The sequence below is a fragment of the Streptomyces sp. MMCC 100 genome, assembly GCF_041538145.2.
In the GTDB taxonomy this organism is placed as follows: domain Bacteria; phylum Actinomycetota; class Actinomycetes; order Streptomycetales; family Streptomycetaceae; genus Streptomyces.
Map to the genome: position 1 here is coordinate 8,119,602 of NZ_JBGORK020000001.1, position 14,086 is coordinate 8,133,687.

The 14,086-nt window shown below is 69.6% G+C and carries 14 protein-coding genes and 1 tRNA gene; 9 read left to right on the forward strand and 6 right to left on the reverse strand.

All coding sequences use genetic code 11. The annotated features are described in order from the left end of the window. Nucleotides 1-2 precede the first annotated feature (2 nt). Both ABS735_RS37690 and ABS735_RS37695 read right to left on the reverse strand, forming a co-directional pair. Entirely contained in the window at nucleotides 3-1,895 is a 1,893-nt protein-coding gene (locus ABS735_RS37690; protein ID WP_373904746.1) for a serine/threonine-protein kinase, read from the reverse strand. Nucleotides 1,896-1,979: 84 nt separating this feature from the next. Then, nucleotides 1,980-2,528 (reverse strand): helix-turn-helix domain-containing protein, encoded by a 549-nt coding sequence (locus tag ABS735_RS37695; protein WP_087808365.1) that lies wholly within the window; start codon nucleotides 2,526-2,528, stop codon nucleotides 1,980-1,982. A 180-nt stretch (nucleotides 2,529-2,708) separates the two neighbouring features. Here ABS735_RS37695 and ABS735_RS37700 point away from each other — a divergent pair. Together ABS735_RS37700 and ABS735_RS37705 are read left to right on the forward strand one after the other, a co-directional pair. Continuing rightward, nucleotides 2,709-2,781: transfer RNA gene (locus ABS735_RS37700), tRNA-Ala, on the forward strand. Between the two features lie 409 nt (nucleotides 2,782-3,190). Then, on the forward strand, nucleotides 3,191-3,967 hold the full coding sequence (locus ABS735_RS37705; RefSeq protein ID WP_373904747.1) for an isoprenyl transferase: 777 nt from the start codon (nucleotides 3,191-3,193) through the stop codon (nucleotides 3,965-3,967). Nucleotides 3,968-4,066: 99 nt separating this feature from the next. On the opposite strand, the gene ABS735_RS37710 is transcribed toward ABS735_RS37705, so the two are convergent. Then, a complete protein-coding gene (locus tag ABS735_RS37710) occupies nucleotides 4,067-4,768 on the reverse strand; it encodes a DUF5324 family protein (RefSeq protein WP_373904748.1) in 702 nt (233 codons plus the stop codon). 320 nt (nucleotides 4,769-5,088) lie between these two features. Here ABS735_RS37710 and ABS735_RS37715 point away from each other — a divergent pair, with 320 nt between their 5' ends. Further along, entirely contained in the window at nucleotides 5,089-5,622 is a 534-nt protein-coding gene (locus tag ABS735_RS37715; RefSeq protein WP_373904749.1) for a peptidylprolyl isomerase, read from the forward strand. A 103-nt stretch (nucleotides 5,623-5,725) separates the two neighbouring features. Next, complete coding sequence (locus ABS735_RS37720) at nucleotides 5,726-6,631, forward strand: rhomboid family intramembrane serine protease (protein ID WP_373904750.1); 906 nt, start codon at nucleotides 5,726-5,728, stop codon at nucleotides 6,629-6,631. A 267-nt stretch (nucleotides 6,632-6,898) separates the two neighbouring features. Here the strand turns inward: ABS735_RS37720 and crgA are convergent, their stop codons facing one another. Further along, a complete protein-coding gene (gene crgA, locus ABS735_RS37725) occupies nucleotides 6,899-7,153 on the reverse strand; it encodes a cell division protein CrgA (protein WP_003975080.1) in 255 nt (84 codons plus the stop codon). A 151-nt stretch (nucleotides 7,154-7,304) separates the two neighbouring features. On the opposite strand from crgA, the gene ABS735_RS37730 reads away from it, so the two are divergent. The 5 genes from ABS735_RS37730 to ABS735_RS37750 are packed head-to-tail and all read left to right on the forward strand — an operon-like array spanning nucleotide 7,305 to nucleotide 10,792. Continuing rightward, entirely contained in the window at nucleotides 7,305-8,084 is a 780-nt protein-coding gene (locus tag ABS735_RS37730) for a DUF881 domain-containing protein (RefSeq protein ID WP_373904751.1), read from the forward strand. Between the two features lie 45 nt (nucleotides 8,085-8,129). Then, nucleotides 8,130-8,327, forward strand: coding sequence for a hypothetical protein (locus ABS735_RS37735; protein WP_162832944.1), 198 nt, complete (start codon nucleotides 8,130-8,132; stop codon nucleotides 8,325-8,327). Further along, entirely contained in the window at nucleotides 8,324-8,962 is a 639-nt protein-coding gene (locus ABS735_RS37740; RefSeq protein WP_373904752.1) for an aminodeoxychorismate/anthranilate synthase component II, read from the forward strand. Before ABS735_RS37735 ends, ABS735_RS37740 begins: the two co-directional genes overlap by 4 nt. Then, a complete protein-coding gene (locus ABS735_RS37745; protein WP_373904753.1) occupies nucleotides 8,959-10,017 on the forward strand; it encodes a class E sortase in 1,059 nt (352 codons plus the stop codon). Before ABS735_RS37740 ends, ABS735_RS37745 begins: the two co-directional genes overlap by 4 nt. Nucleotides 10,018-10,030: 13 nt before the next feature. Then, the gene (locus ABS735_RS37750; RefSeq protein ID WP_373904754.1) at nucleotides 10,031-10,792 is read left to right on the forward strand and encodes a class E sortase; all 762 of its coding nucleotides are present in this window, start codon (nucleotides 10,031-10,033) and stop codon (nucleotides 10,790-10,792) included. 96 nt (nucleotides 10,793-10,888) lie between these two features. On the opposite strand, the gene ABS735_RS37755 is transcribed toward ABS735_RS37750, so the two are convergent. Further along, on the reverse strand, nucleotides 10,889-11,899 hold the full coding sequence (locus ABS735_RS37755) for a restriction endonuclease (RefSeq protein WP_373904755.1): 1,011 nt from the start codon (nucleotides 11,897-11,899) through the stop codon (nucleotides 10,889-10,891). Nucleotides 11,900-12,054: 155 nt separating this feature from the next. After that, entirely contained in the window at nucleotides 12,055-14,061 is a 2,007-nt protein-coding gene (gene pknB / locus ABS735_RS37760; RefSeq protein ID WP_373904756.1) for a Stk1 family PASTA domain-containing Ser/Thr kinase, read from the reverse strand. Nucleotides 14,062-14,086: the final 25 nt, after the last annotated feature.

Consider the following 14,086-nt stretch of genomic DNA (forward strand, 5'->3'; position numbering starts at 1 on the left):
ACTCAGATGCGGGTCAGCGCCCAGAAACCCACGGCATAGCAGGCCAGCGCGAGCAACAGCAGCGGCAACGCCACCTTCGCCGGGGGACCGGGACGGCGCCGCCGCCGTGTCCCACGGTGCTGGGCGGGCGGCGCGGACCGCGGGTTCCGGGCGGTGTACGGGGCGGTGGGAACGTCGGCACGCTGCGGCGGGGACGGCGCGAGGGCCTGGGCGGGCAGCGGTGGGACGTGCGGCGCCCGGGACTGCGTCCGGCCCGGCGGCCGGTGCTCCGGGCCTCCCGTGAACGCCGGGCTCTGCACGGGAGGTTGCGCCGCAGCACCCGCCGGGGCCGCGGCCGAGGTGACGGTCGGCTGCGGAGGCGGCAGGTGGAAACTCCCGGTCTCCGACATGGCACCCGCGCCCGGCCGCTCGGCCCCGGGAGCCGCCGTCGGCGGGGTTCCGTCCGGGGCGGGGTGGGCGCCGGGGGGCGGAGGTGGCGCGGTGGAGGCGGAGGTCGTCCAGTTCTGGGCGTGCGGTGTGCCGGTCGGGGACGACGTGTGTCCGGTGGGGGAGGCCGGCGCACCGGTCCGCGCGGCCGACCTGCCGTCGACGGCGGGCGACGTGCCGGCAGACGTCGGCGCCGTGCCTGCCGTGCCTGCCGTGCCTGCCGTGCCTGCCGGGGGTGCGCCGGGTGCGGCCGGGGCCCAGCCGTGTGCGGGCGGCCTACCGGCTGGGGGCGGCGGCGTACCGGTCGGCGCGGACACAGGCGTCGACCCCGTTCCCGCTGTCTCCGGCGGGGGCGTGCCCCGGGCGGCGGGTGTCCAGTCCGAGGCAGGGGGCGGGCCGGTCGGTGTCGGCGGTGCCGGCGGTGTCGGTGTCGGCGGCGGTGCCGGCGTCCGGTCCGGGGCCGCAGACGCGCCGGACGGGGGCGTGGATGTCCACGAGGGAGAGGGAGGGGCGGCCTGCTGGGCAGCCGGGGCCGGGTCCGCCGGCCGACGGGGGTCCGTCGCCATGTCGTCCAGGCCGGAAGCCCTCTTGAGCGGACCCTCGGGCCCGAACCCCGCAGGCAGCGGACCCACTTGGTCGAATATCTCGATCAGCTCGTCGTCGGGCCCGGGCTCCGGCAGCAGCTCCACCGCCGCGGCCAGCGCCTTGCGCGCCCCCGTCGCGGTACGGAACCTCGCCGACGGATCCGGCTGCACCAGTGTCGCCACGACCTGCCACAGCGGCTCGGGCATCCCCCGCGGCGCGGGCGGCGTACCGTGCTCGGCGAAGTGCTGCACGAGCGCCTTGGCGTCCGGCTTCGCCCCCTCCAGCAGGTACAGGGCGACCAGACCCACCGCGAACAGGTCCGCCGGGAAGTCCGGCTCCGCGCCCATCATCTGCTCCGGCGCGAGATAACCCGGCGTCCCCACCACGAGGTTGGTCTCCGTCAGCCGGGGCTCACCCAGCCGCATCGCGATGCCGAAGTCGGACAGCCTGAGGCGCGGGCGGCCCGTCCCCGTCGCCTCGAGGAGCAGGTTGGCGGGCTTGATGTCGCGGTGCACCACGCCCTCCCCGTGCACCGCCGCCAGGCCCGACAGGAGCTGGTCGAGCAGCGCGCACACGAAGTCCGGCGGCAGCGGCCCGTAGTCCCCGACCAGATGGACCAGCGAACCGCCCGTGACCAGGTCCATGGTGAACAGGACCTGGTCGTCGTCGGCGGCCCAGCTCGCGGGCGCGAGCACATGAGGGTGATCGATCCGCAGCGCCTGCTCACGGACGAACCGCAGCAGCGAGTGCGCGTCCCGCTGCTGAAGCACCTTCGCGGCCACATAACGCCTGCGCCGGTGGTCCCAGGCACGCCAGACGGCGCCCACTCCGCCCCGGCCGATCGGGTCGACCAGCTCGTACCGGCCCGCGAAGACCTCACCCATGGCTGTGCGCCGCTCCTCCCCTGGGACCTGTCGCGCCACTCCCGCGTGCCCGACCGCCGACCCCCTCGGCGAGCGGGCCCGGGATCAGTTCTGGTGGGACTGGTAGTGCGCGACCGCGTCCGAGGTGCGGCCCGCGCCGTACACCCGCAGGAACTCCGCCAGCTCCGGATGCGAGGAGGAGAGAGCGTCCGCCGCGTCGATGATGTCCCCGGCGGCCGCCACCGAGCGCAGCAGCGACTGGATCTCACGGACCACCCGCTTGACCGTGGGCGCACCCGAACTGCTCGTGGTCGTCGTGGTGTTGCTGAGCACCGAGCCCCCCTGCGACTTCTTGATCTCGTCCATGCGCTCCGTCGCCTCGGCCGCGCTCACACTGCCGTCGGCGACCTGACCCGCCAGGTCCTGCAGCAGCTGCACCCGCTGCACCACCGCGGGATTGCCGATCTTCGCCCGCTGGCCGCTCATCAGCTGCGACAGCATCGGCGCGGACAGCCCCAGCACCCCCGCGAGACGAGCCTGGTTGAGACCGAGATCGTCGATAAGCCTGCGGAAGAGCGCCCCCAGCGGCTCCCCGTACCAGTTCCGCTGCAGTTCCCGCGCTCTTGCGGTGGCTTCCTGCTGTGCGGCGTCCATTGCGTCTCCCCATCGCTTCCCCAAAAACCGCAGTTCGCTCCAGCGAACCACGCCGAGCATCTTACGGAGCGTGGTCGTTCCCCGGGAGCCCCAATCATTTGTGAGATACGGGGGGCGACCCGGTACTCTTGTCCGCGGTGACCGACGGTCTGCGACACCAGGACCGACGACGCCTCCCGAGGGGCCTTAGCTCAGTTGGTAGAGCGCTGTCTTTGCATGGCAGATGTCAGGGGTTCGACTCCCCTAGGCTCCACCGTAAAGAGCGCCTCCGACCTGCGGAAACGTAGATCGGAGGCGCTCTGTTCTCTTCAGAGACCGCCAGGCGGGACCACAGTGATCCCGCCGCACCGCCCCGGGGCGGGCGGAGACGTTGCTCACCGTCGTCGCCCTCACACCGCGCCCGACACCGCACGCGCCGCCCGGGTGATCAACAACGACCGGAGGAAAAAGGCCAGTTGAACGCCTGGAACAACGCTCCGACGCCCGCGCCACCACCGGAGCGGGCCCACGGACGGGACCCTCTTGTCGCCCGGGCGGGGCTGTCTGCTCTTGATATCGTCACCCCACAGGGCATCAGCGCCACACCCCCGCGGGGCGGTGCCACGTGGCTCATCGCCGTCGGAGCCGTCCGGTCACTACCGACGAGGTGGAAGGGGTAGACCATGCGGGCGAAGGTACGAGCCGCTCTCGACGCGCTCTACATGAAGCGGCTGGTCAGGGAGTTGGAAGGACGCCCACGCCCCCAGCACATCGGCATCATGCTCGACGGCAACCGCCGGTGGGCCAAGATGTCGGGCATCGACGACCCCCGAGAGGGCTATCGGGCCGGCGGCGCCAAGGTGCTGGACTTCCTGCGCTGGTGCGACTCCGCGCAGATCGAGCACGTCACCCTGTTCATGCTCTCCGACGACAACCTCCACCGGCCCGAAGAGCAGCTGAACCCGCTCATCGACATCATCGCCGAGGTCGTCGAGCAGCTGGCCGCGCCGGGCAACCCCTGGCCCGTCGAAGCCGTCGGCGCCCTGGACCTGCTGCCCGCCGAGTCCGCGAGCCGCCTCAAGACCGCCACCGCAGCCACCCAGGACCGCAAGGGCGGCACCAAGGTCGACGTGGCCGTGGGCTACGGAGGCAGGCGCGAGATCGTCGACGCCGTGCGCTCCGCCCTGACCGAGCACAGCTCCCAGGGCGGCGACATCGACGAGTTCATCGAGACCTTCACCATGGAGCACATCTCCAAGCACCTGTACTCCAAGACACGGTCCGAGTCCGACCTCATCATCCGGACCTCCGGCGAACAGCGGCTCTCCGGATTCCTGCTCTGGCAGTCCGCCTACGCAGAGGTCCACTTCTGCGAAACCTACTGGCCGGACTTCCGCGAGATCGACTTCCTGCGCGCCCTGCGCTCTTACTCCCTGCGGGAACGACGCTACGGCCGCTGAACGCCGTTTCACGTGAAACATCGCCGCGGGGCGGGAGACTCAGGGTCTCCCGCCCCGCGGCGGTAAGAAAGCGGACGGCGCCAGTACTGCGAGCGGGGATCAGCGGGGCTCGTCGCCCTCAGCCGCCTCGTCCTGGGCCTGCTTGGCCTGCACCTCCGGATCGAGGACCGCCTCGCCGGTACCGTCCACCGACGTCAGCCGGCCGGACTCGGGGACCTCAGTCGCCTCCGGCGGCTCCACCAGCCAGTCCGGGTTGGCCTGCTTGTCCCACCACTTCCACGCGGCGAAGGCACCGCCCGCGACGACACCCACCACCGCGAGAACCTTGGCGACACGACCGGCCCTGGCCCGACGCTGGTGCTTGCGCGTCAGCCTCTGGATCTCCTTCGCCGTCACCTGACCACGCAGCGCGGCCAGCGCGGCGGCACCCCTCGCCGTGGCCTCGTCCCGCACGGGACCGGCCGCGGCCACCGCCTGTTCGATCCTCGGACGCGAGTAGTCGGCCGCCTGCCGAGCGGCCAGCCGGGTACGGATCGCTGCCTCCTGCGCGGCCGCGTCCATCTTCGGCGGCACATGCGTACGGGCCTGTTCCAGCCGCGGCGCGACATGCGTGCCGTACTGATGACGCGCCTGGCACGTGGCCTGAGACACCTTGGGCGCCAGCCGTACGCGCGCCTCCTGTGCATAGTGAGCGGCCCTGTCCTTGGCCGTGTCGGCGTAGGGCGCCACCACTTCCGCGGCGTGCAGCACGCTGTCCTTCGCCGAACCGGTCGCGGCGCGCACGCTGTCGATGCGGGTCACGGGTTCCTCCTCCTCGGTGGCGTACGGTAATTCGACTTTCCACCCTTTTACGGATCATGCCTGGGGACGCACCACCAGGCATGTGAGGGCGGGCATCCGGGTCACGGACGATGCCGCCGGGACCTCTGGGACAAGTGGTGATGAAGTTGCGAACAAGAGCTGATCAGCGTCAATAACCGATGAATACCGGGCAACACGAGCCTGTCCACGACCATGCCACGGATCGGCGCCCCACGCTCGTGACCCAGCGGTAAGAGCGCCGCACGCGCCCCCGACCGTGCGAGGATCGGTGCGCACCACAGGACGACGGAAGGCACACCGTGGCCGAGCAGCTCTACGCCACCCTGAAGACCAACCAAGGTGACATCGAGGTCCGGCTGCTGCCGAACCACGCACCCAGGACGGTCAAGAACTTCGTCGAGCTGGCCCGCGGCGAGCGGGAATGGACCCACCCCGCCACCGGAGAGAAGTCCAAGGCCCGGCTCTACGACGGCACCGTCTTCCACCGGGTGCTCAGCGGCTTCATGATCCAGGGCGGCGACCCGCTGGGCAACGGCACCGGCGACCCCGGCTACCAGTTCCCGGACGAGTTCCACCCCGACCTCGCCTTCGACAAGCCCTATCTGATGGCCATGGCCAACGCCGGCCCCGGCACCAACGGCTCGCAGTTCTTCATCACCGTCTCCCCGACCACCTGGCTCAACCGCAAACACACGATCTTCGGCGAAGTGACCGACGCGGCCAGCCAGAAGGTCGTCGACACCATCGCCGCCGCCCGGACCAACCCACGCACCGAGCGCCCCCTCAACGACATCGTCATCGAGTCGGTCGTCATCGAGACCCGCAACGCCTGAGGCCCCCGCACACCGGGCAGGAACCAAACGCCCCGCCCATCCGTAAAGAAGGGCGGGGCGGTGCATCTGCACACACCGCCCGCAGGACGACCGAGGGGATGTCATGGACCACGCGGCCGCCGGCCCACCGGACGCCGGACCACCGGGAGCCCAGAGCCTGCCCGGCTGCTACCGCCACCCCGACCGCGAGACCGGCATCCGCTGCACCCGCTGCGAACGCCCCATCTGCACGGACTGCATGGTCAACGCCTCCGTCGGCTTCCACTGCCCGGACTGCGCCGCAGGCCGCACCGGCGGCAGCGGACCGGCCCCGGCCGCCTCCCGCCCCCGCACCCTCGCGGGCGGCACGGTCGCCGCCGACCCCCACCTCCTCACCAAGATCCTGATCGGGATCAACGTGGCGGTGTTCATCGCCGTCCAGGCACTCCCGTCGTCCTTCCTCAGCGACATGGTGCTCATCGGACGCTGGCCCCCGGCCCCCTTCGTCCCCACCGAAGGCGTCGCGGAGGGCGAGTGGTACCGCCTGGTGACCACGATGTTCACCCACGAGGAGATCTGGCACATCGGCTTCAACATGATCAGCCTCTGGTTCCTCGGCGCCCCCCTGGAAGCAGCCCTCGGCAGAGCCCGCTACCTCGCGCTCTACCTCGTCTCCGGCCTCGCCGGCAGCGCCCTCACCTACCTTCTGGCCGCACCCACCACGGCCACCCTCGGTGCCTCCGGTGCGGTCTTCGGGCTCTTCGGCGCCACCGCCGCGCTGGTGCGCCGGCTCAACGCGGACATGCGGCCGGTCGTCATCCTGCTGGTGATCAACCTGATCTTCACCTTCACCTGGGCCAACATCGCCTGGCAGGCCCACATCGGCGGCCTCGTCGCCGGCGGCGTCATCGGCTACGCCATGCTCCACGCCCCGCGCGAGCGGCGCACGCTCGTCCAGTACGGCACCTGCGCGCTGGTCCTTGTGGCCGTCGTCGGACTGACCCTGTTGAGGACGGTTCAGCTCACCTGAGCGCCCGTTGTCCACAGTAGGTGGCGGATCTTGTGCACAGCGTGCGGGAACGTATGTGCCCCCTGTCGCTGACCCGTGTTACCGCAGGTCAGGCAGGGGGCGAACACGTTTTCGGTACCTGGGCCCAGCCGGTACTTCCGTCACACCGGCGTCAACGTCCGGCGGGTTATCCACAGATCGTCTTTCTTTTCCCCAGCGTGTGGACAGCGCCTGTGGATAACTCCGCGAATACCCCTGGGCAGAGCTACCGGGGAGTCGCCGCCGGGGCTACTTCCACTGCGTGGAGACGCCGAACCCCGCGGCGATGAAACCGAAGCCCACCACGATGTTCCAGTTGCCCAGGGAGTCGATCGGGAGGGAACCGTCGGTGACATAGAAGACGACGATCCAGGCCAGGCCGATGACGAACATGGCCAGCATGACGGGCGCCACCCAGCCGCGGCTGGTCAGCTTGATGCTGGTTGCCTGCTTCGAGGGCGGCGGCGTGTAATCGGCCTTCTTGCGGATACGTGACTTCGGCACGAGGGTCTCTCCTGTCGATGCGCTGCGTGGCCGCGCAGGGAACGGGGGTCGGTCTCGGGATGCGGCGTACATGGGACAAGGGGACTCTGAGCGCTCCCCCGGGCGTCCGTTAGCGTAGTCCTTCCGTGGCGCCGAAGGAGATAAGGGTACGTTGAGCAATTCTGCCGACTCCCCCGGAACGGGATCCAGCCCTGTCCGACGGCGCCGTTTCCGGCCCGTGCGGGTCCTCACGGCGGCCGTCTTCGCGCTCGCGGGACTTATTTTCTTCACCAGCTTCAATACCGCGAAGGGCACCAATATCCGTACGGACGCCTCTTTGCTCAAGTTGTCCGATCTCATCCATGAGCGCAGCCGGGGGAACGGCGATCTGGAGGAGTCGAACGGGGCCCTGCGCGAGGAGGTCGAATCGCTCGCCGAGCGCGACGACGGCCGTACGAAGTCGGAGGACGACAAGCTCGCGGAGCTGGAGGAGAAGGCGGGTACGCAGAAAATGAAGGGCGAGGCGATCACCGTCACGCTCGACGACGCCCCGCCGGACGCCACCGCGAAGCTCCCCGGCTACCCGGAGCCGCAGCCCGACTACCTGGTGATCCACCAGCAGGACCTGCAGGCCGTGGTGAACGCGCTGTGGCAGGGCGGCGCGCAGGGCATCAAGGTCATGGACCAGCGGCTGATCTCCACCAGTGCGGTGCGCTGCGTGGGAAACACCCTGATCCTGCAGGGCCGCGTCTACTCACCGCCGTACAAGATCCAGGCGGTCGGCGACCCGGAGCGGCTGAAGGACGCGCTGGCGAAGGCGCCCGCGATTCAGAACTACATGGTGTACGTCAACGTGTACGGGCTCGGCTGGAAGGTCGAGGACGACGGGCGGGTGACGCTGCCGGGCTACTCGGGCACGGCGGACCTGCAGTATGCCCAGCCTGTGGATTAGGGCCGTTCCGCGGGCCCGCGCGCCGCTAGTCTGGTGCGGTACGGCGTGAGTCTGGCGTCGTGGTGCGACGGAAGGGACGGCATGTACGGCTGGATCTGGCGGCATCTGCCGGGGAACGCGTGGGTGAAGGCGCTGCTCTCGCTCATGCTGGCGATGATCGTGGTCTACGTCCTGTTCCAGTACGTCTTCCCGTGGGCCGAACCGCTGCTGCCCTTCAACGATGTGACGGTGGACAACCAGTGAGCGCGCGCATCCTCGTCGTCGACAACTACGACAGCTTCGTCTTCAACCTGGTCCAGTACCTCTACCAGCTCGGCGCCGAGTGCGAGGTGCTGCGCAACGACGAGGTGTCGACGGCCCACGCTCAGGACGGCTTCGACGGGGTGCTGCTGTCGCCGGGGCCGGGCACGCCGGAGCAGGCCGGGGTGTGCGTCGAGATGGTGCGGCACTGCGCGGCGAGTGGGGTGCCGGTCTTCGGCGTGTGCCTGGGCATGCAGTCGATGCAGGTGGCGTACGGCGGTGTGGTGGACCGGGCGCCGGAGTTGCTGCACGGCAAGACTTCGCCGGTGGAGCACACGAACAAGGGCGTCTTCGCGGGGCTGCCCTCGCCGTTCACGGCGACGCGGTATCACTCGCTGGCGGCGGAGCCGGCGACGGTGCCGGCGGAGCTGGAGGTGACGGCCCGTACGCCCGACGGGATCGTGATGGGCCTGCGCCACCGGGAACTGCTCGTCGAGGGCGTGCAGTTTCACCCGGAGTCGGTGCTCACCGAGCACGGGCACCGGATGCTGGCCAACTGGCTGGTGGAGTGCGGCGACCGGGACGCGGTGGCGAGGTCGGCGGGGCTCGCCCCGGTGGTGGGCAGGGCCACGGCGTGACCGCGCTGCGCCCCGAGCGCGACTCCGGCACGGCCGGTGACCAGGGATCCTCGTACGGGCAGCCGTACGGGGATTCCGGTGCGTTCGGGGACGGTTGGTACGAGGAGTTCGCCTCCGGGGAGGAGTACCGGCTGCCCCCCGTCGACGACGAGACGGTGGCCCTGCGGATCCCGGAGCCGCCGGTGCCCCGGACGGCCACCGGGACGGGATCCGCCGGGGACGGTCCCGTGGGCGGTGGTCGCGCGGCCCGCAGGAAGGCCGCGAAACGGCGTCACGGGCGCCGTGGGGCGCCCAGGGGCCAGTCTCCGGAGGAGGAGGCCGAGGAGACCCCGAAGGCGCCTCTGTCGCGCGTGGAGGCCCGTCGGCAGGCCCGGGCGCGCAAGCCCGGCGCCGCGGTGATCGCCAGTCGGGCGATCGGTGAGATCTTCATCACGACCGGTGTGCTCATGCTGCTGTTCGTCACCTACCAGCTGTGGTGGACGAACGTGCGGGCGCACGCGCAGGCGAACCAGGCAGCGAGCAACCTCCAGGACGACTGGGCGAACGGCAAGCGCGCTCCGGGATCGTTCGAACCGGGTCAGGGGTTCGCGCTGCTGCACATTCCGAAGCTGGACGTGGTGGTGCCGATCGCGGAGGGCATCAGCAGCAAGAAGGTGCTGGACCGGGGCATGGTCGGGCACTACGCGGAGGACGGGCTGAAGACGGCGATGCCGGACGCCAGGACGGGGAACTTCGGGCTGGCGGGGCACCGCAACACGCACGGAGAGCCGTTCCGGTACATCAACAAGCTGGAGCCGGGCGATCCGATCGTCGTGGAGACGCAGGACAAGTACTTCGTGTACAAGATGGCCTCGATCCTGCCGGTGACGTCGCCGAGCAACGTCAGCGTGCTGGACCCGGTCCCGAAGCAGTCGGGCTTCAAGGAACCCGGCCGCTACATCACCCTCACCACCTGCACGCCGGAGTTCACCAGCAAGTACCGCATGATCGTCTGGGGCAAGATGGTCGAGGAACGGCCGCGCAGCAAGGGCAAGCCGGATGCGCTCGTCAGTTAAGGGCGGATGACCAGTGGCATCGACCACCGACACGGAGCAGCAGGAGCACGCCGAGGCCCGCGGTCGCGGGCGGCGTCGTCCCGGACGGATCGTCGCGCAGGCGGTCAGCGTCTTCGGCGAACTGCTCATCACCGCGGGCCTGGTGATGGGCCTGTTCGTCGTCTACTCGCTGTGGTGGACCAACGTGGTCGCCGACCGTGCGGCGGACAAGCAGGCCGAGAAGGTCCGTGACGACTGGGCCCAGGACCGGGTGGGCGGGGGCGGCTCGGACGGCCCCGGGGCGCTGGACACCAAGGCGGGCATCGGGTTCCTGCACGTCCCGGCGATGGGCGAGGGCGACGTCCTGGTGGAGAAGGGCACGTCGATGAAGGTCCTCAACGACGGCGTGGCCGGCTACTACACCGACCCGGTCAAGGCGACGCTGCCCACCTCGGACAAGAAGGGCAACTTCGCGCTCGCCGCGCACCGCGACGGGCACGGCGCGAAGTTCCACAACATCGACAAGATCGAGAAGGGTGACCCGATCGTCTTCGAGACGAAGGACACCTGGTACGTGTACAAGACGTACGCAGTCCTTCCCGAGACCTCGAAGTTCAACGTCGACGTCCTGGACGCGGTCCCCGGCGAGTCCGGCAAGAAGAAGGCCGGCCACTACATCACCCTGACGACCTGCACCCCGGTCTACACGAGCCGGTACCGGTACGTGGTGTGGGGCGAGCTGGTCCGCACGGAGAAGGTGGACGGGGAGCGGACGCCGCCGAAGGAGCTGCGCTGAGGGGACTGGGGTCCTTTGGGGACCTCGGTCCCCTAACATGACGAAGGCCCGAAGCCGCAACTTCCTCTTGCGGCTTCGGGCCTCTTGCCGTGGTGCCTAACGGAGCGCCTTGAGGCGCACCCCGGCGCTCCAGGCCTCCAGCTCGTCGCGGTTCACGGTGATGACGCCGCTGAGCTTGGCGATCGCCTCCGACTCGTGGCTGAAGTTGCAGGTGGCGACGAACAGGGCGATGTCCACGGGGGCGATGGCACGCGCCGCCCCGGCGAACTTCTGCATGTCGGCGCTGGGTACGGTCCAGCGGCCGGCCCGGTTCTTGCACTGGACGGCCACGGTACGTCCGTCGGCGGTGCGTCCGGTGATGTCGATACCCCGGTCGGTGCGGGCCTTCCGTACGACGACGTCGACGCATCCGTCGCGCCGCAGCAGCTCGGCGACGTGATGCTCGAAGGCCTGCCATGTCATGGCCTTGATCGTCGCCCTGACGTCGTCGTCGGGGGTGTCTCCTTCCAGGGCGCCGAGGCGTTTGTGGTGCCAGCAGAGTTTGCGCTCGACGTTTTCGATGTCCTGGCGGAGTTCGATCAGCTCATGGCGGTGTTCGCCGGAGGTGGCGATCAGGGCGTTGAACATCGGTACGACGGTCTTGCCGAGGATGTGGGTGATGCGGGCGTCGAGGGTGGCGGTGTCTGTGGGGGCTGGGATTTCCACAGGCTGTGTGCGGGCCAGGTACTCCATGTCCATGAGGTAGACACGTACCTGACGTGCGACTTCGCTGTCACGGAGCAGCATGGCGACGTTGAGGACGGTCCGGCGAGGGAAGAGGGCGAGAGACCTGGTCTGGGACCGGATCCCACTGAGTTGCTTGAAGTCACTCAGTTGCGAACCCGTCAGCACGTGGTAGCCGCTTGCTTCCATCTCTGTGCGGTGATCATGGACGAGTGCGCGGATCGCTTCCACGGTGACGCCGAAGTACGTCGCCACCATCGCCGTGGTCACATGCAGGCCGTCCGGAAGCAGGGACAGTGCCTTGACGCGGTCGAGTACGTCCGTGCGCTCGAGCACGCTGCTGCGCAGGGCAGGTGATTCCAGTAGGGCGGTCTCGCAGATCACGGTGGTCCTCCCGGGTCGGGTCGTGCGGTCACTCAGAGTCAACGAGTCATGACATACGAAGACACGATCGATGCATGCCGACATGTACGACGGAGCCCCGGTCCCTCCGCTGAGCTGAGGGGCCGGGGCTCCGGTCGGTCGGGCGGGCGGGCGGGTCAGTCGCGGCCGGGGAGGCCGCCGATGATGCCGCCGTTGTTGTTACCGCCGTTGTTGTTGCCGCCCACCGTGGTGAGGGTGATCGGCGTGGCGGCCGGGTCGTCGACCTCGGTGCCGGGCTGCGGGTCGATGGCCATGACCACCGCGTTGTCGTCACCGGGGGCGCCCTGCGCGACCTGCACGTTGGTGAAGCCGCTCTGCTGCAGGATCTGACGGGCCTCCGCGAGGGTCTTGGTGCGCACCTCCGGCACCTTCGTCTTCGCCACGGCCTTGCCGACGACGATCGTGACCTGCGAGCCCGGGTCGACCTGCTGTCCACCCTGCGGTGTGGTGGAGATCACCTTGCCGACCTGATTGGGGTCGTTGGTGGGCTGGTCCGTGCAGGTGGCTTGGAGGTCGTCGTTCTCCATCCGGGACTTGGCCTCGTCGCAGGACTGGCCGACGACGTCCGGCACCGTGGCCTTCTCCTCGGCCTTGGCGACCTCCAGGGTCACCGTGGAGCCCTTCTCCAGTTCCTTGCCCGGGTCGGGGTTCTGGCTGAGGATCGTGCCCTCGTCCTGGGAGGACTCGGTCTGCTTGGTCTCGACCACGAAGCCCTTGTTCTCGAGCTGCTTCCTGGCCTCGTCGATGTTCTTGTCGATGACGTTCGGGACGGCGACCTTGGGCGCGCCGGTCGAGACCACCAGGTTGACGGTGGACTTCTTCTCGACGTCGGTGCCCTGCTTGACGTCCTGGTCGCAGATGTTGCCCTTGGGCTGGTCCTCGCACTCCTGCTGCTTGAACGTCAGCTCGAGGTCGATGTTGTCGGCCTGTTGCTGGGCGTCGCTCTTGCTCAGCCCGATGAACGCCGGGACCGTGACCTTGCTGTCGCCCGGCCCTCCGCCCCCGCTGAAGGCGTACTTGCCGATCAGGATGGCGCCGACCAGGACGAGGATGCCGGCCAGGACCAGGAGGATCGTGGAGGTGTTCTTCTTGCGGGGCTGCTGGCGGCGCCGGTCGGGGCGGTCGTCGTAGCCGTAGCCGCCGTCGTCCGGGTTCATGGGCGGCAGCATGGTCGTGGCGCCGCCGCCCGAGTCGGAGCGCAGGGCGGTGGTGGGCTGGTCGTCGGGGTAGGCGCCGTAGCCGCCGGCGGCCATGGCGCCCATGGCGGCGGTGGCCCCGACGGGCTGGCCGTCGAGGCAGGCCTCGATGTCGGCGCGCATCTCGTCGGCCGACTGGTAGCGGTAGTCAGGGTCCTTGACCAGGGCCTTCAGCACGATCGCGTCCATTTCGGGCGTGATCTCGGGGTCGAAGACGCTCGGCGCCTGCGGTTCCTCGCGGACGTGCTGGTAGGCGACGGCGACCGGGGAGTCGCCGACGAAGGGCGGGCGGACGGTGAGCAGCTCGTAGAGCAGGCAGCCCGTGGAGTACAGGTCGGAGCGGGCGTCGACCTGCTCGCCCTTGGCCTGCTCCGGGGAGAGGTACTGGGCGGTGCCGATCACGGCGGCGGTCTGGGTCATCGTCATGCCGGAGTCGCCCATGGCGCGGGCGATGCCGAAGTCCATGACCTTGACCTGGCCGTTGCGGGTGAGCATGACGTTGGCCGGTTTGATGTCGCGGTGGACGATGCCGGCCCGGTGCGAGTACTCGAGGGCCTGGAGGATGCCGATGGTCATCTCCAGCGTCCGCTCCGGCAGCAGTTTGCGGCCGGAGTGGAGCAGCTCACGGAGCGTGGAGCCGTCGACGTACTCCATGACGATGTACGGGATCGACACGTTGTCGATGTAGTCCTCGCCCGTGTCGTAGACCGCCACGATCGCGGGGTGGTTGAGCGAGGCGGCCGACTGGGCCTCCCGGCGGAAGCGGGCCTGGAAGGACGGGTCGCGCGCGAGGTCGGCGCGGAGCGTCTTCACTGCCACGGTGCGGCCGAGCCGGGTGTCGTGCGCGAGGTAGACCTCCGCCATGCCACCACGGCCGAGCACCTGGCCCAGCTCGTACCGGCCGCCGAGGCGACGCGGCTCTTCCATGGTTACTACCAGCCCTCTCCGTCGG

Bases quoted from the DNA above. Each gene is read 5' to 3' on its own strand.
- ABS735_RS37690 (WP_373904746.1), bottom strand. From the start codon at position 1,895: ATGGGTGAGGTCTTCGCGGGCCGGTACGAGCTGGTCGACCCGATCGGC.
- ABS735_RS37695 (WP_087808365.1), bottom strand. From the start codon at position 2,528: ATGGACGCCGCACAGCAGGAAGCCACCGCAAGAGCGCGGGAACTGCAG.
- ABS735_RS37705 (WP_373904747.1), top strand. From the start codon at position 3,191: ATGCGGGCGAAGGTACGAGCCGCTCTCGACGCGCTCTACATGAAGCGG.
- ABS735_RS37720 (WP_373904750.1), top strand. From the start codon at position 5,726: ATGGACCACGCGGCCGCCGGCCCACCGGACGCCGGACCACCGGGAGCC.
- pknB (WP_373904756.1), bottom strand. From the start codon at position 14,061: ATGGAAGAGCCGCGTCGCCTCGGCGGCCGGTACGAGCTGGGCCAGGTG.